This window comes from Pseudomonas sp. NBRC 111131 (assembly GCF_001320525.1).
Lineage (GTDB): Bacteria > Pseudomonadota > Gammaproteobacteria > Pseudomonadales > Pseudomonadaceae > Aquipseudomonas > Aquipseudomonas ceruminis.
Window position 1 is genome coordinate 15898 of the sequence record NZ_BCBH01000045.1, and the last position, 20610, is coordinate 36507.

A 20610-nucleotide genomic window follows, 5' to 3' on the forward strand; every position below is an offset into this window, starting at 1 on the left:
CTGAAGGCTGGCCGCAAGCCTTGTGGCCAGCGGCGGAACTGCGCACCATAGACGCTCGGCGCAGCCAATGCGGGCAATTTGATAATTATTCGCATTGACGCGTCAAGCCATCCTGTTGTTTCACGAGTCAGCTGAGTTATGCACTTTCTTTGTCCTTCCGCGGCGCTGGCCGAGGGCCACAGCCGCGCCTTCAGCGTAGACGGCGTCGAACTGTTCGGCGTGCGTCGCCAGGGCCAGGTGCACCTTTATCGCAACCGCTGCCCGCACCGGGGCATCCCCCTGCACTGGGCGGCGGACGCCTTTCTCGACGACAGCGCCAGCCTTATCCATTGCGCGCATCATGGGGCTCTATTTTTGATCGAAAGCGGCGAGTGCGTTGCCGGCCCCTGCGAAGGCGAGGCACTGCAGGCCCTGACATGCCTGGAGGACAGCCAGGGCATCTGGCTCAAGGACCCAGCAGCACCGGAAGCGGACGGTCGATGACGATCTGCTCGGCATCCAGCCGTGCGCCGTATGCCAGCACCTCTACCCCGTCTGCCACAGCGGCACGCAGCGCGGTCGCGTAGGCCGCGTCAATTTCTTCGGCCGGGCGCACCGCCTCGATACCCGTAAGGTTCACGCAGTACAGCTGCACCGCACGGACGCCCCGACGGGCCAGGGCCGCCAACTCACGCAGGTGCTTCGCGCCACGCTGGGTCACCGCGTCCGGAAAGGCGGCCACGGCCGTATCCGGATAGCCCAGGGTCACGCTTTTGACTTCGACATAAGCCGGCCCGTCAGCGAACTCCAGGCGAAAATCGATACGGCTGCTTTCCTCGCCGTAGGCCACTTCACGCTTGAGGGCAGTGAAGCCAGCCAGCTCGCGGATCACCCCGGCACGCAATGCTTCTTCGACCAGCGCATTGGCCCGTCCAGTATTGATGCAGGCCAGGCGGCCCTGGGGTGTTTCGCTGATTTCCCAGGTGCCAGGCAGCTTGCGCTTAGGGTCGTTGGAACGGCTGAACCAGACCTGCCCACCCTCGCGCATGCAGTTGAGCATCGACCCTGTATTGGGGCAGTGAATGGTCAGTTGCTCGCCACTGGCCAGTTCGACGTCGGCCAGAAAGCGCTTGTAGCGGCGCAGCAGCCGCCCTTGTTCGAGCAGAGGAAAGAACACCATCAGCCTCGCCAGCTCTGCAGGCCACGGGCGATGCGCTGTACTGCCTCTTCCAGGCGCGGCAGGCTCTGGGTGTAGGCAAAGCGCACATGATGACCCGCCAGATGGCGACCAAAATCCAGGCCAGGGGTGAAGGCCAGGTGCTCGGTTTCCAGAAAGTGCTGACAGAATGCAAAGGCATCACCGCCAAAGGCACTGATGTCAGCATATAAATAGAATGCGCCCTGCGGTTCCACCGCGATGCGGAAGCCCAGCTCACGCAACGCCGGCAGCAGGTAATCCCGACGGCGCGCAAACTCGGCGCGGCGTTGTTCGAAAATGGCCAGGGTGCCTGGCTCGAAACAGGCCAGGGCGGCATGTTGAGCCATGCTCGGGGCACTGATATAGAGGTTCTGCGCCAGCTTCTCCAGGTCGGCCACGGCCTCGGGTGGCGCCACCAACCAACCGAGCCGCCAACCCGTCATGCCGAAATACTTGGAAAAACTATTAAGAACGAACGCCGAGTCATCCACCTCCAGCACGCTGGGTGCGTCCATACCGTAGGTCAGCCCGTGGTAGATCTCATCCACCACCAGGTGGCCGTTGCGCTCCCGCGTAGCCTTGGACAGGCTGGCCAAATCATCGCGGCTGAGCACCGTGCCGGTCGGGTTGGCCGGTGAGGCGACCAGGGCTCCGACAGTGTCCTGATCCCAGTGGCGATCAACCAGTTCGGCGGTCAGTTGGTAGCTCACCTCAGGGCCCACCGGGACCAGCTGTGCCCCACCTTCGACCAGGCGCAGGAAATGGCGGTTGCACGGGTAGCCTGGGTCCGCCAGCAACCAGTGCTTGCCCGGGTCTACCAGCAGGCTGGTGGCCAGCAGCAGTGCCCCGGAGCCGCCTGGCGTGATGAGGATGCGTCCAGGGTCGACCGTTACGCCATACCGCTGGGCATAGAACCCTGCGATTGCCTCGCGCAACGCAGGCAAGCCACGCGCTGCCGTATATCGGGTATGCCCGGCCGTCAGCGCGGCCTGGCCTGCCTCGACAATCGGCGCGGCGGTGGTGAAGTCCGGTTCGCCGATTTCCAGGTGGATCACGTCGTGGCCGGCCGCCTGCAGCTCGTTGGCACGCGCCAGCAACGCCATGACGTGGAAGGGTTCGATGGCGCGGCTTCGCGCACTGTAGGGGTGGGCCATGACCTTCTCTCAATTGGGTCTAAACTGTTGATTCTACCTTTGCACGGCAGCGAACGTGTGCTTGATGGCGCTGTCAACACCTAGGATCGGGCGGGGTAGCGCACCCCCGATCTATCTGGTAAGTTCGGCGGCTCGCAGTCGCAGGGCCGGCGGGTGCCGGAGATGGAGCAGCCTGCGCATAGGATCAGATGAGTGAGAGGCGGTCTATTCATGTCCACCCTAGAAAAGCAAAAATCCAGTCAAAAGCTTTTTGGCGTCGACCCTTACAAGGAAACCAAGGGTGAGGAATACATGGGTGCCCCCATGCGAGCCCACTTCAGCAACATCCTGAACGCCTGGAAGAAAGAGCTCATGGAGGGGGTCGACAAAACTGTAGACCACATGAAGGAAGAAGCGGCCAACTTCGCCGACCCGGCGGACCGTGCAAGCCAGGAAGAAGAGTTCGCGCTGGAACTGCGCAGCCGCGATCGCGAGCGCAAGCTGATCAAGAAAATTGATAAAACCTTGCAGCTTATCCAGGACGAAGAGTACGGCTGGTGCGAATCCTGCGGCATCGAAATCGGCCTGCGCCGCCTGGAAGCCCGCCCGACTGCGGACCTGTGCTTCGACTGCAAGGAACTTGCGGAGAAAAAGGAAAAGACGGTCGGCAAAGGCTGATCTTTCTCCCATCCGAACGGGGCGCATCTGCGCCCCGTTTCATTTGTGACCCAGCACGATCCCATGAACAACACCTCCTACATCGGGCGCTTCGCCCCCACACCCAGCGGCTTCCTGCATTTCGGCTCGTTGGTCGCAGCCCTCGCCTCCTGGCTCGACGCTCGCGCGGTCAATGGCCGCTGGCTGCTGCGCATGGAAGACACCGACCCGCCTCGGGAAATGCCCGGCGCCCGCGACGCGATCCTGCAAACACTGGAACGGTACGGGCTGGAGTGGGATGGCGAGGTGGTGTACCAGAGCCAACGTCACGGCGCGTACGCGGCGGTGGTGGACCGCCTGTTCAACCTGGGCCTGGCCTATGCCTGTACCTGCTCGCGCAAGCAACTCGAGGGCTACGATGGCATCTATCCGGGCTTTTGCCGCAATGCCGGGCACGCGCGCGAAGGCGCGGCGATCCGCTTGCGGGTGCCCGAACTGATCTACCGCTTCAAAGACCGGGTGCAAGGTGACTTCCAGCAGCACCTGGGCCGTGAGGTGGGAGACTTCGTCATCCAGCGCCGGGACGGGCTTTACGCCTATCAACTGGCCGTGGTGCTGGACGATGCCTGGCAGGGTGTTACCGATATCGTGCGCGGTGCGGATTTGCTCGACAATACGCCACGCCAGTTGTACCTGCAGGAACTGCTGGGTTTCGCCCAGCCGCGTTACTTGCATATTCCACTGATCGTTCAGCCCGATGGCCACAAGCTGGGCAAGTCGTACCGCTCGCCACCGCTCGAGGCAGACCAGGCAACGCCGTTGCTGTTGCGGGCATTGCGGGCGCTGGGCCAGGAAACTGACCCTGGATTAGAGAAAGCGACACCGGCTCAAGTGCTGGCCGTAGCGCGGCAGCAGTGGCGACCGCAGGCGATCGCACAGCGCACCACAGTGCCTGAGGCTGATTTGTACTGAGGCAGCATTGGCCCAAAAACAAAAGCCCAATAATTTCAAGCCCTTGGCGAACCCTACCGATTCCCGCTAGCATCGCCCCAGCCATTTGCGCCAATAATAAGTCCAAGCCCGCAGCGCCCAACCATCGAGGCCAGCATGTACATCTATCGTTTGGTCCTGCTTCTGGTCGTGGGGATCTACCTGTTCTCCCCGGCCATCATGGACTGGTGGATCGAACCGACCGGAGCCTGGTACCGCCCCTACCTGCTCTGGCTGATCCTGATCGTCGTCACCTTCATCCTGCAGAGCCAACGAGATGCCGATGAGCTTTAGCCTCACCCAGATGATCCTGATCAGCGCCGGGTACCTCATGGTCCTGTTCGGCGTGGCCTGGATCAGCGAACGTGGGCTGATACCCCGCTCGATCATTCGCCACCCCCTGACCTATACCCTGTCGCTCGGGGTCTATGCCAGTGCGTGGGCCTTCTATGGCTCTGTGGGCCTGGCGTATCAATATGGGTATGGGTTCCTGGCCTGTTACCTGGGGGTGTCCGGGGCCTTCCTGCTGGCGCCGGTATTGCTGTACCCGATCCTCAAGATCACCCGCACCTACCAGCTTTCGTCGCTGGCCGACCTGCTGGCCTTTCGCTTTCGCAGTACCTGGGCGGGCGCACTGACCACCATTTTCATGCTGATTGGTGTGCTGCCCCTGCTGGCCTTGCAGATCCAGGCAGTCGCCGACTCGATCAGCATTCTCACCGGCGAACCGGTCAAGGCCCGGGTGGCGTTCGCCTTCTGTACGCTGATCATCCTGTTCACCATCTTCTTCGGTTCGCGCCATATCGCCACCCGCGAAAAGCATGAAGGCCTGGTCTTCGCCATCGCCTTCGAGTCGGTCATCAAGCTGCTGGCTCTGGGTGGCATCGGTCTGTATGCCCTGTATGGGGTGTTTGGCGGCCCCCACGGGCTGGAAGTGTGGCTGCTGCAGAACCAGACCGCCCTGGCCGCGCTGCACACGCCACTGCAGGAAGGCCCCTGGCGCACCTTACTGCTGGTGTTTTTCGCCTCGGCCATCGTCATGCCGCACATGTACCACATGGCCTTCACCGAAAACCTCAACCCACGCTCGCTGGTCAGTGCCAGCTGGGGCCTGCCGTTGTTCCTGCTGCTCATGAGCCTTGCCGTGCCGCTGGTGCTGTGGGCAGGCCTGCGCTTGGGCGCCAGCACCAACCCTGAATACTTCACCCTGGGCCTGGGCATTGCCGCCAACAACCAGGCACTGGCACTGCTGGCCTACATCGGCGGGCTTTCCGCCGCCAGCGGGCTGATCATCGTTACCACCCTGGCGCTGTCGGGCATGGCCCTCAACCACCTGGTGCTACCGCTGTATCAGCCACCGGCCGAAGGCAACATCTACCGCTGGCTGAAATGGACCCGGCGCGCACTGATCGTGGCCATCATTACCGCCGGTTTCATGTTCTACCTCACCCAAAGCAACCACCAGAGCCTGGCCAACCTGGGCATCGTCGCCTTCGTCGCGACCTTGCAGTTCTTGCCCGGGGTCCTGTCGGTGCTGTATTGGCCCACGGCCAACCGCCGCGGCTTCATCGCAGGCCTGCTGGCCGGGACCGCAGTGTGGATGGTCACCATGCTGCTGCCCCTGCTGGGCAACCTGCAAGGCTTCTATATTCCGCTGCTGGACATGATCTATGTGCTCGACGACACCAGCTGGCACATGGCAGCCATTGCCTCGCTGGCAGCCAACGTCCTGCTGTTCACCCTGATTTCGTTGTTCACCAACGCCAGCAGCGAAGAAGTCAGCGCCGCCGAGGCCTGCGCGGTGGACAACGTGCGTCGCCCGCAACGGCGCGAGCTGCATGCCGCCTCGCCCCAGGAGTTCGCCACTCAGTTGGCCAAACCCTTGGGCGCCAAGGCCGCGCAGAAAGAAGTCGAACAGGCCCTGCGTGATCTCTACCTACCCTTCGACGAGCGTCGCCCGTATGCCTTGCGCCGCCTGCGCGACCGCATCGAAGCCAACCTTTCGGGGCTGATGGGGCCGAGCGTGGCCCAGGACATGGTGGAAACCTTCCTGCCCTACAAGTCCGGTAACGAAAACTACGTTACCGAAGACATCCACTTCATCGAAAGCCGCCTGGAAGACTACCACTCGCGCCTGACCGGCCTGGCCGCCGAGCTCGATGCCTTGCGCCGTTACCACCGCCAGACGCTGCAGGAGCTGCCCATGGGCGTCTGCTCCCTGGCCAAGGACCAGGAAATCCTGATGTGGAACAAGGCCATGGAAGAGCTGACCGGCATCGCCGCCAAGCATGTGGTCGGCTCACGCCTGGTGACCATCAGCGAACCCTGGCGCAGCCTGCTGCAAGGGTTCATCAACGTGCCCGACGAACACCTGCACAAGCAACGCCTGGCCCTGGACGGCCAACCACGCTGGCTGAACCTGCACAAGGCCGCTATCGACGAGCCACTGGCACCAGGTAACAGTGGCCTGGTGCTGCTGGTCGAAGACCTCACCGAAACCCAGGCCCTGGAAGACAAACTGGTGCACTCCGAGCGCCTGGCCAGCATCGGCCGGCTTGCGGCGGGCGTGGCCCATGAGATCGGCAACCCGATCACCGGCATCGCCTGCCTGGCGCAGAACCTGCGCGAGGAACGTGAAGGGGATGGCGAAATCACCGAACTGTCCAGCCAGATCCTCGAGCAGACCAAGCGCGTGTCGCGCATCGTCCAGTCGTTGATGAGCTTCGCCCACGCCGGCGGCAGCCACCAGAACAGTGAAGAGCCCGTCTGCCTGGCCGAAGTGGCACAGGATGCCATCGGTCTGTTGGCGTTGAACCGGCGCAATTTCGAAGTACAGTTCTTCAACCTATGCGACCCGGAACATTGGGCCGAGGGCGACCCGCAGCGCCTCGCCCAGGTGCTGATCAACCTGCTCTCCAACGCCCGCGACGCCTCCCCACCCGGCAGTGCCGTGCGAGTGCGCAGCGAAGTGAACGAGCATACCGTCGACCTGATCGTCGAGGACGAGGGCAGCGGGATACCCAAGAGCATCATGGACCGCCTGTTCGAACCGTTCTTCACCACCAAGGACCCAGGCGAAGGCACCGGACTGGGCCTCGCTCTGGTCTATTCCATCGTGGAAGAGCATTATGGGCAAATCACCATCGACAGCCCGGCCGACATCGAACGGCAACGTGGCACACGGATCCGCGTGACCCTGCCCCGGCATGTCGTAGCGACGTCCCCTGAAATTCGAGACCGTCGAGAGAATTGAATCAATGCCGCATATTCTGATCGTCGAAGACGAAACCATCATCCGCTCGGCCTTGCGACGTTTGCTTGAGCGGAACCAGTACCAGGTCAGCGAAGCCGGCTCGGTGCAGGAAGCCCAGGAACGCTTCAGCATTGCCACCTTCGACCTGATCGTCAGCGACCTGCGCCTGCCCGGCGCACCGGGCACTGAACTGATCAAGCTGGGCCAAGGCACCCCGGTGCTGATCATGACCAGCTACGCCAGCCTGCGTTCGGCGGTGGACTCCATGAAAATGGGCGCAGTGGACTACATTGCCAAGCCCTTCGACCACGACGAGATGCTTCAGGCGGTGGCGCGTATCCTGCGTGATCGGCAGAACGCCCCGGCGCCTGCCACGGTCGCCGAGCCTCGCGCCAACGGCAAGCCAGCAGCCGACAAAGGCACACCGGCGTCTGCCAATGGCGAGATCGGCATCATCGGTTCGTGCCCGCCGATGCAGGACATGTACAGCAAGATTCGCAAGGTGGCGCCTACCGACTCCAACGTCCTCATCCAGGGTGAGTCCGGTACCGGCAAGGAACTGGTCGCCCGCGCGCTTCACAACCTGTCACGCCGGGCCAAGGCACCGATGATCTCGGTGAACTGCGCGGCCATCCCCGAAACCCTGATCGAGTCGGAACTGTTCGGCCATGAGAAAGGCGCGTTCACCGGCGCCAGCGCCGGGCGCGCCGGCCTGGTGGAGGCCGCGGATGGCGGCACGCTGTTCCTCGACGAAATCGGCGAGCTGCCCCTTGAGGCTCAGGCCCGGCTGTTGCGCGTGCTGCAGGAAGGTGAAATCCGCCGGGTGGGTTCAGTGCAGTCGCAAAAGGTCGACGTGCGCCTGATCGCCGCGACCCACCGTGACCTGAAAAACCTGGCCAAGGCCGGGCAGTTCCGCGAAGACCTTTATTACCGCCTGCATGTCATCGCCCTGAAGTTGCCAGCCCTGCGTGAGCGCGGCAGCGACGTCAACGAGATCGCCAATGCGTTTCTGGCCCGCCAGAGTGCCCGCATTGGTCGTGACGATCTGCACTTCTCCGCGGAGGCTGAGCAAGCCATCCGCCATTACAGCTGGCCAGGTAACGTGCGGGAACTGGAGAACGCTGTGGAGCGTGCAGTGATTCTCAGCGAGAGCGCAGAAATTTCCGCCGAACTGCTGGGCATCGATATTGAGCTGAGCGATCTGGAAGACGACGACATCCTCGACAGCACACTGGCACTGGCCAGCGCCAATAATGCCAGCCATGAGCCCACTGAGGACCTGTCGCTGGAGGATTACTTCCAGCACTTCGTGCTTGAGCACCAGGACCACATGACCGAAACCGAGCTGGCCCGCAAGCTGGGTGTCAGCCGCAAGTGCCTGTGGGAACGGCGTCAGCGCCTGGGCATCCCGCGGCGCAAGAGCAACGCGACCAGCGAGTGACCCCTGCCGGGCCTCGCTGCGGATAAACCCGCTTCCACAGGTACACCACTGCCCCCGAAAACGGTGGCAGACCTGTGGAGGCGGGTTTACTTGCGCAAGGGCCCAGGACTCTGGCCCCGAGGTAACACACCAGTTTGCGCAGCAATCTGTTACCCACCCCTCGCTGCCGTAACAGTTCCGAGGCATACGGTAACGAAATTTCGGCATTTCCCAGCCCTTCGATTTTGCCAAATCCGCCCAACCCCTTGATTTCATTGGGTTTCGAAAAGTTGGCACGCACCCTGCTATATGCTTAGTACAAAAACAATAACAAGCACTGCAACCCAGAATAAGAACAAGACGAAACGGCTCACGCACAATAAAAACAAGACGGCGGAGGCGCAGCTAACTGATTCTTTTGGAGAGGATGCGTGTTTGGGGCTTGCCCCACGACCAGGCAGAGAACAACAAAAACTGCACTAAAAAGCAGCGCCTGAACTGGTTGGATCGAATGATCAACGTGACATCAGCGACCAAAGCAATCCGTTTGCTCTTTACCCCTGATTTGGGGGTCGTCCACAAGCGTTTAGATTTGTGGGCAGGGCACTCAACAAAAACAAGAAGCCCGGTAAAAAAACAATAAGAGCACGCAACGACTTCTTGGGGAGCTTAGGCTCCCCTTGTCGTTTCTCCCTTCTGGCAGGCCATCCTGCTACCGCCTACACCATTCCCCGAGTAAATGCTAGAATCCCCGCCCATCATGCGGCCATTCTCCTATTCTTGGCCGAACATTCCTTCACACAGTGCATCCCATGCTGAAGAAGCTGTTCCAGTCTTTCCGCCCTCCCGTACCGGGCCAGCACCACAAGCGCACCACGCCTGAGGTGATCAACAAGAACCAACACTCGCTGCAACGCCAGCAGTTCAGCCGCCACGCGGTGAACATCGTCGAGCGCCTGCAAAGCGCGGGTTACCAGGCTTATCTGGTCGGTGGCTGTGTCCGCGACCTGCTGCTGGGTATCACGCCCAAAGACTTCGACGTCGCCACCAGCGCCACCCCTGAACAGGTGCGTGCCGAGTTCCGCAATGCGCGCATCATCGGCCGCCGCTTCAAGCTGGTCCACGTGCATTTTGGCCGTGAGATCATCGAAGTGGCCACCTTCCGCGCCCATCATTCCGAAGACGACCAGGGCGACAGCCACCGTTCGTCGCACAATGCCAGTGGCCGCATCCTGCGTGACAACGTATACGGCAGCCTGGAAGAAGACGCACAACGCCGCGACTTCACCATCAATGCCCTGTATTACGACCCCGTCAGCGAGCGCATCCTCGACTACGCCAACGGCGTGCCTGACATCCGCAACCGCCTGTTGCGCCTGATCGGCGACCCGACCCACCGCTACCAGGAAGACCCGGTGCGGATGCTGCGTGCGGTACGTTTTGCCGCCAAGCTGGACTTCGGCATCGAGAAGCACACCTATCAGCCGATCCGCGGGCTTGCCCCGCTGCTGCGTGAAATTCCGCCCGCGCGGCTGTTCGAGGAATGCCTCAAGCTGTTCCTTTCCGGCCAGGGTGCCATCGCCTTCGAAATGCTGGTCGACCTGGAGTTGTTCGAGCCCCTGTTCCCAGCCAGCGCGCAGGCGCTGGAAGAGCGCCCGACCTATACCCATACCCTGATCAGCCAGGCGCTGAGCAATACGGACCTGCGGGTAAAGCAAGGCAAGCCGGTAACACCCGCCTTCCTGTTCGCTGCCCTGCTTTGGCCTGCCCTGCCAAGCCGCGTGCTGCACCTGCAGAACCAAGGCGTGCCGCCGATCCCGGCCATGAACGGCGCCGCCCACGACCTGATCGCCGAACAGTGCGCACGCATTGCCATTCCGAAGCGCTTCACCCTGCCGATCCGCGAAATCTGGGATATGCAGGAGCGTCTGCCACGGCGCAGCGGCAAGCGTGCTGACGTGCTGCTGGACAACCCGCGCTTCCGCGCTGGCTACGACTTCCTGTTGCTGCGCGAGAGCGCCGGTGAAGAAACCGACGACCTCGGCCAGTGGTGGACCGACTATCAGGATGCCAACGACAGTGAACGGCGCGAGATGATCCGCGAGCTGGGCAGCCGTGATGAGGCCACCGGCACCGGCCCGCGCAAACGCAAGCGCACTGGCAGCAAACGCAAGCGCAGCGGTGACGAGGCGTTTGAGTGACCACCCGCGCCTACATTGGCTTGGGCAGCAACCTGGACCAGCCAACGGAGCAGTTGCGCAGCGCCTTGCAGGCGCTGGACCAGATCGACGGCACCCGCCTGGCGGCCGCCTCGGCCTTGTACACCAGCGACTCGCTGCTGCCGGGCCAACCGCGCTACACCAACGCCGTTGCCGCGCTCGACACCTCGCTTGAGCCGCTGGCCCTGCTCGACGCCCTGCAGGCCATCGAGAATGATCAGGGCCGCGTGCGCAAGGAACGCTGGGGGCCGCGCACGCTGGACCTGGATATCCTGCTGTTCGGCCATCAGGTGATCGACGTGCCGCGTCTGCAAGTGCCGCACTACCACATGCACGCTCGCCCCTTCGTCCTGTACCCGCTGGCCGAACTGGTGTCGCACGACTTCCAGCTGGCCGATGGCCGCACCCTCGCCCAGTTGCTCCAGGCGTGCCCATTCGTCGGGCTGGAACGCTTGTAATTCGGGCGTTCCGGCTCTAGGTAACGCCAGTAACACCCTGTTAGTAACAATGCGGTAACAGGGTGATTGACTTCCCCCACCTCGCTCACGACTATAGGCGTCCCGTGTGGCAGCAAAGTGCCGCACACCCGTATTTAGGCCCGGACGGACCTGTACCCGAACATCACATACGATGATGTGCCGCTCCGGAAGATGACTACACGCGTTGTTTGCAGTCGTTTTTCACAGCGCCTGAACGAGGATTTTCCTACATGCCTGAAGTAACCCTGACCACCCTGCACGGCCTCAAGGCCAAGGGTGAAAAGATCACCATGCTGACCTGCTACGACGCGACCTTTGCCAAGGCTGCCAGCCAGGCCGGCGTCGAAGTGTTGCTGGTGGGCGACTCGCTGGGCATGGTCCTGCAGGGCCATGACAGCACATTGCCCGTCATTACCGCGGAAATGGCCTACCACACGGCCTGCGTCAAGCGTGGCAATGACGGCGCGCTGATTCTTGCCGATCTGCCGTTCATGGCCCACGCCACGCCAGAGCAGGCTTTTGCCAACTGCGCCACGCTGATGCAGGCCGGCGCCCACATGATCAAGCTCGAAGGCGCCGCCTGGCTGGGCGAAACCATCCGCCTGCTGGCCGAGCGTGGTGTGCCCGTGTGCGCGCACATGGGCCTGACCCCGCAAACCGTCAATGTGCTGGGCGGCTACAAAGTACAAGGGCGCCAGGAAGCCCAGGCGCGGCAGATGCGTGCCGATGCCATTGCCCTTGAGCAGGCGGGCGCGGCGATGCTGCTGCTCGAATGCGTGCCCAGCGAGCTGGCGGCAGAAATCACCCAGGCAGTGAACATCCCGGTAATCGGCATTGGAGCCGGCAGCGCGACCGATGGCCAGGTACTGGTCCTGCACGACATGCTTGGCCTTTCATTGAGCGGCAGAGTACCCAAGTTCGTGAAGAACTTCATGGCTGGCCAACCAAACATCCAGAGCGCCCTTGAGGCCTACGTCAAAGCAGTAAAGGACGTGAGTTTCCCTGCGAGCGAACACGGATTCAGCGCATGAACACAGTCAAGACCGTCCGTGAGCTGCGCGCCGCCGTGGCCCGCGCCCGCAGCGAGGGCAAGCGCATCGGCTTCGTGCCCACCATGGGCAACCTGCACAGCGGCCACGCGGCCCTGGTGACAAAAGCGGCGCAGCGCGCCGACTTCGTCGTTGCCAGTATCTTCGTCAACCCGTTGCAGTTCGGTGCCAACGAAGACCTCGACAAATACCCGCGCACACTCGCCGCCGATCAGGAGCGCCTGCTCCAGGCGGGTTGCAACCTGCTGTTCGCGCCCACTGTCGAGGAAATGTACCCCGACGGCATGGCAGTACAAACCCGCGTCAGTGTGCCCCAACTGTCCGAGGGCCTGTGTGGCGCCAGCCGGCCCGGGCATTTCGAGGGTGTGGCAACGGTGGTCAGCAAGCTGTTCAACATGGTGCAGCCAGACCTCGCCGTTTTGGGTGAAAAGGACTACCAGCAATTGGCGGTGATCCGCGCCATGGTGCGCGACCTGAACATGCCGATCCAGATCATCGGTGAACCCACCGTGCGCGCCGAGGACGGCCTCGCCCTGTCCTCGCGCAACGGTTACCTGACGCCGGAACAGCGCGCCACCGCACCGGTGGTTTATCGCACGCTGAAGCAGATCGGCGAGGCCATCGGCCGTGGTCAGCGCGACTTTGCTGCGCTGATTGCCCAAGGGCAGGCACAGCTGACGGCCGCAGGCCTGCGCCCAGACTACCTGGAAGTGCGCCATGCACTGACACTGCGCCCGGCCCTGTTCGATGACCGTGACCTGGTGATCCTGGCGGCCGCCTACCTGGGGAACACACGGTTGATCGACAACCTGTACCTGCATCTGGACGAAAAGACCGCATGATGCCTTGGGGCGCAACGCGCCCCTTCAAAATCCCCCCGCCATACCCATTCCCTGTGCGTGCCCATTGCCTATAATGAGGGCCAGCCTGAACCCGGCAATGACTGCCATGTCCAAGCACCACCACGCACCAAGGAATTCTGCGCAATGGCGTATTACCGTACACCCCACGATGTTACGGCCCTGCCTGCCTGGCAGGCTCTCCAGCAGCACCGCGACGCCATGCAGAATTTCAGCATGCGCGAAGCCTTCGCCGCCGATGCCAACCGCTTCAATGAGTTTTCGCTGAGCAGCTGCGGCCTGTTCCTCGACTATTCGAAAAACCTGATCACCGAACAGACCCGCGACCTCCTGGTGAACCTGGCCGACCAAGCCGGCCTGCAGGAGGCGATCAAGACGATGTTCAGCGGTGAGATCATCAACGCCTCGGAGGGCCGTCCGGTCCTGCACACGGCATTGCGCCGGCCGGTGGGCGACAAGCTCAGCGTCAACGGCGTCAACGTGATGCCCGAGGTACACAAGGTACTCAACCAGATCACCGAACTGGTCGGCCGGATTCACGACGGCCTATGGCGCGGCTACAGCGAAAAGCCAATCACCGACGTGGTCAACATCGGCATCGGCGGCTCGTTCCTCGGCCCGGAGCTGGTGTCCGAAGCCCTGCTCCCCTACGCCCAGCGTGGCGTGCGCTGCCATTACCTGGCCAACATCGACGGCAGCGAATTCCATGAGCTGTCGGCCAGCCTGCGCGCCGAAACCACCTTGTTCATCGTCTCGTCGAAGTCGTTCAATACCCTCGAGACCCTGAAGAACGCCATGGCCGCGCGTACCTGGTACCTGGCCCAGGGCGGTTCGGAAGCCGAGCTGTATCGCCATTTCATCGCCGTATCCAGCAACAAGGCCGCCGCCGTGGCCTTCGGCATCCGCGAAGAGAACATCTTCCCGATGTGGGACTGGGTGGGCGGGCGGTATTCGCTGTGGTCGGCCATCGGCCTGCCGATCGCCCTGGCCATCGGCACGGCCAACTTCAAGGAACTGCTGTCCGGTGCCTACACCATGGACCAGCATTTCCAGACCGCGCCGTTCGACGAGAACATGCCAGTACTGCTGGCCCTGCTGGGCGTCTGGTACGGCAACTTCTGGGGCGCCCAGAGCCACGCGATCCTGCCGTACGACCATTACCTGCGTAACATCACCAAGCACCTGCAGCAACTGGACATGGAGTCCAACGGCAAGAGCGTGCTGCAGGATGGCACGCCGGTGAAGACCGATACCGGCCCAGTGATCTGGGGTGGCGTTGGCTGCAACGGCCAGCATGCCTACCACCAGCTGCTGCATCAAGGCACGCAACTGATTCCGGCGGACTTCATCGTCCCGGTGGTCAGCTTCAACCCGGTAGCCGACCATCATCAGTGGCTGTACGCCAACTGCCTGTCGCAGAGCCAGGCACTGATGCTCGGCAAGACCCGCGAGGAAGCCGAGGCTGAGCTGCGTCAGAAGGGCCTGAACGAAGCCGACATCGAGAAACTCGCACCGCACAAGGTGATCCCGGGCAACCGCCCGAGCAACACCCTGGTGGTCGAACGCATCAGCCCACGCCGCCTGGGTGCGCTGGTGGCGATGTACGAGCACAAGGTCTTCGTGCAAAGCGTGATCTGGGGCATCAATGCCTTCGACCAATGGGGTGTGGAGCTGGGCAAGGAGTTGGGCAAGGGTGTGTACCAGCGCCTGGTTGGCAGCCTGGAAGAGAGCGCTGAAGATGGCTCGACCCAAGGTCTGATCAACTACTTCCGCGGCCGTCATCGCGGCTGACCGGCTGCCCTCTTCGCCATCTGGCTTGCTCGCGAAGAGGGCGGCACCGAAGGAACACCGCTTCCAGCTACACTGTCCAATCGAATAGCCGTTGCAGTCCATCGCCCCTACAAGAGCAAAGGACCACCTGCCATGTTCGATATCCGCGACTACCCCCAGGCCCTGGCTGTCAGCCAGGGCGCTGCCCTCACCGACGACGATTACCGCCGCCTCTACCGCCAGTCGATCGAAGACCCCGACGCCTTCTGGGCCGAACAGGCCAAGCGCCTGGACTGGATCAAGCCCTGGACAAGCGTTCAACAGTGCGACCTCACGTCTGGCAAGGCCCGCTGGTTCGACGGTGCCCAGCTCAACGTGAGCTACAACTGTATCGACCGCCACCTGGCCAGCCGCGGCGAGCAGACGGCATTGCTGTGGGAAGGTGACGCGCCTGACGACGCCAAAGCCATCAGCTACCGCGAACTGCACCGCCAGGTCTGCCGCCTGGCGAATGCCTTGAAGGCGCGCGGGGTGAAGAAAGGCGACCGGGTGTGCATCTACATGCCGATGATCCCCGAAGCTGCCTACGCCATGCTGGCCTGCACCCGCATTGGCGCCATCCACTCAGTGGTGTTTGGCGGCTTCTCCCCCGACGCGCTGCGCGACCGTATTCTGGATGCCGACTGCCGTACCGTGATCACCGCCGATGAGGGCGTGCGTGGCGGCAAACGCATCCCCCTGAAGCAGAACGTCGACAAGGCCCTGGCCAGTTGCCCCAGCGTCAGTAGCGTGTTCGTGGTACGCCGCACCGGCGCCGAGGTCGCCTGGAGCGAGGGCCGCGACCTCTGGTACCACACGGTGACGGAAAAGGCCGGCGACAACTGCCCCCCGGAGCCGATGGAGGCCGAAGACCCACTGTTCATCCTTTATACCTCCGGCAGCACCGGCAAACCCAAGGGCGTGTTGCACACCACCGCCGGTTACCTGCTGCAGGCGACCTTGACCTTCAAAGTGGTATTCGACTACCGCGAAGCAGAGGTGTTCTGGTGTACCGCTGATGTCGGCTGGGTCACCGGCCACAGCTACATCGTCTATGGACCATTGGCCAACGGCGCGATTTCACTGATGTTCGAAGGCGTGCCCAACTACCCGGACACCTCGCGCTTCTGGCAGGTGGTGGACAAGCACCAGGTGAACATCTTCTACACTGCCCCCACTGCCCTGCGCGCACTGATGCGCGAAGGCTCCGGGCCACTGCAGGGTACCTCGCGCAAGAGTTTGCGACTGCTCGGCACCGTCGGCGAACCGATCAACCCGGAGGCCTGGGAATGGTACTTCGAGGACGTGGGGCAAAAACGCTGCCCCATCGTCGACACCTGGTGGCAGACCGAAACCGGCGGCATCATGCTCACGCCCCTGCCCGGGACACTGAGGCTCAAGCCCGGTTGTGCCACCCAGCCCATGTTCGGTGTACAACCGGTGCTGCTGGACGAAAAAGGCAAGCTCATCGAAGGCCCCGGCGCGGGTCTGCTGGCGATCAAGGCCAGCTGGCCAGGCCAGATCCGCAGCGTCTATGGCGACCATCAACGCATGGTCGACACCTACTTCAAACCTCTGCCCGGTTATTACTTCACCGGAGACGGAGCGCGCCGCGATGCTGACGGCGACTACTGGATCACCGGCCGCATTGATGACGTGATCAATGTGTCCGGCCACCGCATCGGCACGGCCGAAGTAGAAAGCGCACTGGTGCTGCACGACAGCGTGGCCGAAGCTGCAGTGGTCGGTTACCCCCATGACCTCAAGGGCCAGGGTGTGTATGCCTTTGTCACCACCATGAACGGGGTGACTCCCGACGACGCGCTCAAGGCCGAGCTGTTGGCGCTGGTGAGCAAGGAGATCGGCAGTTTCGCCAAGCCAGAGCTGATCCAGTGGGCGCCGGCCTTGCCCAAGACCCGCTCGGGCAAGATCATGCGGCGTATACTGCGCAAGATCGCCTGCAACGAGCTGGACAGCCTGGGCGATACGTCGACCCTGGCCGACCCGAGTGTGGTGCAGGGGTTGATCGACAAACGCCTCAATCAATAGCTGGCGGCAGATGTTCATGGCCGCCCTGAACAGCAGGTCGCCATGGAAGCTCTACGTCGCCGCATCGAAACCCAGGTCATGAGCCTTACAGGGCTGGCCCTCGGCCAGCTCGACCTGGAGTCTCCCAAAGGCGACCCTGGCCTGTTTGGCCCGCACAGCATGAGCTGGCGGGTGCATGGCGACTTCCCCAGCATGCTGGTCGGCGGCATCAGCGCCCTGCTCCTGCAACTGCTGCACCCCCTGGCCTTGGCCGGTGTATGGGACCATTCGAATTTCCGCCAGGACCTGCTCGGCCGCCTGCGCCGTACCAGCCAGTTCATTTCCGGCACCACGTTCGGCTCGACCCGCGATGCCGAGTGGTTGCTCGAGAAGGTGCGCACCATTCATCTGCAGGTGACCGGAACAGCGCTCGATGGCCGCCCCTATGCGGCCAGCGACCCCGACCTGCTGACCTGGGTGCACGTGGCCGAAGTGAGCAGCTTCCTGGCTGCCCACCTGCGCTATCGCAACCCACAGCTCTCGCGCGCCGACCAGGATGCCTATTACGATGAAGTGGCGCTGATCGCGGAACGCCTCGGTGCCCGGGACGTCCCCCGCTCATGCCTGCAGGTCGAAGCGTATTTGCAGCGCATGCGCTCACAACTGCAATGCGATGCACGTAGCCTGGAAGTCGTCGAAGTCCTGCTTGCAGCTCCCGCCCCCAGTCGCCTGGCCGAACCTGTGGGCAAGCTGATGTTGCGTGCGGGCATCGATTTGTTGCCTGACTGGGCGCAGGCAATGCTCGGCCTGCAACAAGGTATGCTGCAGCGGCACATGATCCGCCTCGGCCTCAAGCGCACCGCGCCAGTGCTGCGCTGGGCCATGCGCGATGGCTCAGCGCATCGGGCGCGGCGGCGCATGGGCATCGATTGAGGCGAAAATGGCCGCCTGAGCGGAACCGATTTAACGTGCCATACTCCAAGCACTCCGGCTTAGACAGACGAAGCGACACATGTACAAAGGATTGACTCGCGCCCTTGGCGCCATGCTGGCTCTCGTGGCCCTATACAGCCTGCTTGGCTTCCTCATTCTTCCCGGTGTCGGCCTGCGCATCGCCAACCAGCAGTTGGCGCAATACGCCACGGTGCCGGCGCATCTGCAACGCATCGAATTCAACCCGTTCAGCCTCGAGCTGACCCTGTGGGGCCTGCAGATCGGCGAGCCCGGCAAAGAGCAAGTCGGTGTCGAGCGGCTGTACGCCAACCTGGCCCTCGACAGCGTGTGGACCGGCGCCCTGCACCTGCAGGCCGTAGAACTCGACAAACCACGCAACGAGGTGCTGTTCGCCAAGGACGGCACCCTCAACCTGACCCAGCTGTTCAAGCTGCCGGCCAGCGAACCCAAGCCTGAGGCGCCTCCCTCCGACCCGTTCCCCTTGCGGATCGGCAGTATCAAGCTCAACGGTGGCTACCTGCATTTTGCCGACCAGCGCCCGAGCGAGCCAATCGAGTTCCTCTACGACGACATGAATCTGGAGCTGAAGAACCTCAGCACACTGCCCGATGACAATGCCGACATGACCCTGGTGGCGAACGGCCCCAACGGCGGGCGTATCGACTGGAGCGGCACACTGAGCCTTGCGCCGATCGCCTCGCAAGGCACCTTGAAAGTCACCGACGCCAAGATGAAGCTGTTCTAGCCTTACGTGCGCGACGCCGTGCCGCTGGTATTGGAAGACGGCGTGGTCAACCTCGATACCCACTACACGCTCAACCTGTCCAAAGAAACCGAGCTACTGCTGAACAATACCTCCGTGCGCGTCGCGCCCTTCGCCATCAAGGCACCCGATGGTCGGCCGCTGGCCCGCCTGGCCAATCTGGAGGTGAGCGAAACCTCCATCGACCTGGCCAAGCAGTTGGTCACAGTGGGCAAGGTCCGCAGCGAAAAACTCGAAACCTGGGCAGCGCTGGAGCAGGATGGCCAGCTCGACTGGCAGAAGCTGTTTGCCAGCCAGCCCGCCAAGGCAACATCAAAGGAAAAAGCCGAACCAGCGGCCGCCGAGCCTACACCCGAAGAGAAGGCCGCCAAGGAACCGAGCAAGCCTTGGCAAGTACTGCTCAAGGACGTACAACTGCGCAACTACCAGGTGCACCTGGCCGACCGCAGCCAGAAAGAGCCGGTAGCGCTGGACGTCGGGCCACTGAACGTCGACATGCAGGGCTTCGACAGCCTCAACCAGTCGCCCTTCACCCTCAAGCTTGACACCGGCATTGGCAAGCAGGGCAAACTGCAGGCCGCAGGCCAAGTCAACCTGGCCCCGGTCACCGCCAAACTGGATGTCAGCACCCGTGATATCGACCTGCGCATCGCCCAGGCCTACCTCAGCCCGTTCATCCGCCTCGAGCTGCGCAGCGGCATGCTCGACAGCGATCTCAAGGTCGACCTCAAGCGCACAGAGCCATTGGCGTTTACCGTGGCCGGCAAGGCGCAAGTCAACCAACTGCACACCCTGGACACCATCAAGGGCCGTGATTTCGTCAAATGGCAGCAGGTCGATGTCGATGGTCTGTCCTACGTACATGGCGATGCGCTCACCATCGACAAGGTAACGCTGCTGCAGCCGTATGCGCGCTTCATCATCAACGAGGATCGCACCACCAGTGTCGATGACCTGCTGATCCCGCAGCCAGCCGGGGCGCCTGCCTCAGCGAAGAGCCCCCCCGCCAGTGCCACGGCCAGCAAGCCGCTGGGCATTCACATTGGCCAGATCAACATCAACGATGGCTCGGCCAACTTCGCCGACCTTACCCTGACCCCCAACTTCGCCACCGCCATTCAGCAGCTCAATGGCCAGATCGGCACCCTCGACAACCGCAAACCGGCACCGGCCAAGGTGGACGTGAAAGGCAAGGTCGACCGTTATGCGCCGGTCACGATCAAGGGCGCGCTTAACCCGTTCAACCCGCTGGCCAGCCTGGACATCGCCACCAGCTTCAAGCGCGTCGAACTGACCACGCTGACGCCCTACTCCGGCAAGTTCGCCGGCTTCCGCATCCGCAAAGGCCGCCTGAACCTCGACTTGCACTACCTGATCACCAACGGCCAGCTCAAGGCCGAAAACAAGGTGGTCGTCGAGCAGTTGCAACTGGGCGAGAAGGTCGACAGCCCGGATGCGGTAGATTTGCCGATTCGTCTGGCGGTAGCACTGCTCAAGGACACCGAAGGCAAGATCTCGATCGAGCTGCCGGTGACGGGCGACCTCAACAACCCACAGTTCAGCGTGATGCCGATCGTCTGGCAAACCCTGCGCAACCTGGTGCTGCGCGCCGCCCAGGCGCCGTTCAAGTTCATCGGCGGGTTGATTGCCGGTGGTGATTCGCAAGACCTCGGCAACGTGGCTTTCACCCCGGGCTCCAGCGAGCTCAGCGCCGATGCGCAGTCGGCGCTGGACAAGCTCGCCTCGGCCCTCAAGGAACGCCCAGAACTGCGCCTGGAGATCGAGGGCACCAGCGCCCAGAGCAGTGATGGCCCGTTGA

The 20610-nt window shown here is 62.7% G+C and carries 15 protein-coding genes and 1 pseudogene; 14 read left to right on the forward strand and 2 right to left on the reverse strand.

What is annotated here, in order from left to right:
• Positions 1–138: 138 nt before the first annotated feature.
• Complete coding sequence (locus APH34_RS29005) at positions 139–483, forward strand: Rieske (2Fe-2S) protein (protein ID WP_082422892.1); 345 nt, start codon at positions 139–141, stop codon at positions 481–483.
• Here the strand turns inward: APH34_RS29005 and sfsA are convergent.
• Both sfsA and APH34_RS25835 read right to left on the reverse strand, forming a co-directional pair.
• Positions 446–1159, reverse strand: coding sequence for a DNA/RNA nuclease SfsA (sfsA, locus tag APH34_RS25830; RefSeq protein ID WP_054903510.1), 714 nt, complete (start codon positions 1157–1159; stop codon positions 446–448). The genes APH34_RS29005 and sfsA overlap by 38 nt on opposite strands.
• A complete protein-coding gene (locus tag APH34_RS25835) occupies positions 1159–2331 on the reverse strand; it encodes a pyridoxal phosphate-dependent aminotransferase (protein ID WP_054903511.1) in 1173 nt (390 codons plus the stop codon). The genes sfsA and APH34_RS25835 overlap by 1 nt, the downstream gene beginning before the upstream one ends.
• Positions 2332–2541: 210 nt before the next feature.
• Here APH34_RS25835 and dksA point away from each other — a divergent pair, with 210 nt between their 5' ends.
• The 13 genes and pseudogenes from dksA to APH34_RS25900 all read left to right on the forward strand — a co-directional run.
• Entirely contained in the window at positions 2542–2988 is a 447-nt protein-coding gene (gene dksA / locus APH34_RS25840; RefSeq protein ID WP_054903512.1) for an RNA polymerase-binding protein DksA, read from the forward strand.
• A gap of 63 nt (positions 2989–3051) precedes the next feature.
• A complete protein-coding gene (gluQRS, locus tag APH34_RS25845) occupies positions 3052–3939 on the forward strand; it encodes a tRNA glutamyl-Q(34) synthetase GluQRS (RefSeq protein ID WP_054903513.1) in 888 nt (295 codons plus the stop codon).
• A 135-nt stretch (positions 3940–4074) separates the two neighbouring features.
• Positions 4075–4251 (forward strand): hypothetical protein, encoded by a 177-nt coding sequence (locus APH34_RS29420; RefSeq protein ID WP_003250005.1) that lies wholly within the window; start codon positions 4075–4077, stop codon positions 4249–4251.
• The gene (locus tag APH34_RS25855; protein WP_176515047.1) at positions 4235–7210 is read left to right on the forward strand and encodes a sensor histidine kinase; all 2976 of its coding nucleotides are present in this window, start codon (positions 4235–4237) and stop codon (positions 7208–7210) included. The genes APH34_RS29420 and APH34_RS25855 overlap by 17 nt, the downstream gene beginning before the upstream one ends.
• Positions 7211–7214: 4 nt before the next feature.
• Positions 7215–8651 carry a sigma-54 dependent transcriptional regulator gene (locus APH34_RS25860; RefSeq protein WP_054903515.1) on the forward strand — a complete coding sequence of 479 codons (1437 nt, stop codon included), beginning with the start codon at positions 7215–7217 and terminating at the stop codon, positions 8649–8651.
• Positions 8652–9442: 791 nt separating this feature from the next.
• Complete coding sequence (locus APH34_RS25865) at positions 9443–10831, forward strand: polynucleotide adenylyltransferase PcnB (protein WP_054903516.1); 1389 nt, start codon at positions 9443–9445, stop codon at positions 10829–10831.
• Complete coding sequence (folK, locus tag APH34_RS25870; protein WP_054903517.1) at positions 10828–11307, forward strand: 2-amino-4-hydroxy-6-hydroxymethyldihydropteridine diphosphokinase; 480 nt, start codon at positions 10828–10830, stop codon at positions 11305–11307. Before APH34_RS25865 ends, folK begins: the two co-directional genes overlap by 4 nt.
• Positions 11308–11558: 251 nt before the next feature.
• The gene (gene panB / locus APH34_RS25875; RefSeq protein WP_054903518.1) at positions 11559–12359 is read left to right on the forward strand and encodes a 3-methyl-2-oxobutanoate hydroxymethyltransferase; all 801 of its coding nucleotides are present in this window, start codon (positions 11559–11561) and stop codon (positions 12357–12359) included.
• The gene (gene panC / locus APH34_RS25880) at positions 12356–13219 is read left to right on the forward strand and encodes a pantoate--beta-alanine ligase (RefSeq protein ID WP_054903519.1); all 864 of its coding nucleotides are present in this window, start codon (positions 12356–12358) and stop codon (positions 13217–13219) included. Before panB ends, panC begins: the two co-directional genes overlap by 4 nt.
• Before the next feature lie 144 nt (positions 13220–13363).
• Complete coding sequence (gene pgi / locus APH34_RS25885; protein ID WP_054903520.1) at positions 13364–15028, forward strand: glucose-6-phosphate isomerase; 1665 nt, start codon at positions 13364–13366, stop codon at positions 15026–15028.
• Positions 15029–15160: 132 nt separating this feature from the next.
• A complete protein-coding gene (gene acs, locus APH34_RS25890) occupies positions 15161–17095 on the forward strand; it encodes an acetate--CoA ligase (protein WP_054903521.1) in 1935 nt (644 codons plus the stop codon).
• A gap of 42 nt (positions 17096–17137) precedes the next feature.
• Positions 17138–18007 carry an oxygenase MpaB family protein gene (locus APH34_RS25895; protein ID WP_054903522.1) on the forward strand — a complete coding sequence of 290 codons (870 nt, stop codon included), beginning with the start codon at positions 17138–17140 and terminating at the stop codon, positions 18005–18007.
• A 79-nt stretch (positions 18008–18086) separates the two neighbouring features.
• A pseudogene (locus APH34_RS25900) lies at positions 18087–20610 on the forward strand (DUF748 domain-containing protein); the annotation flags it as partial.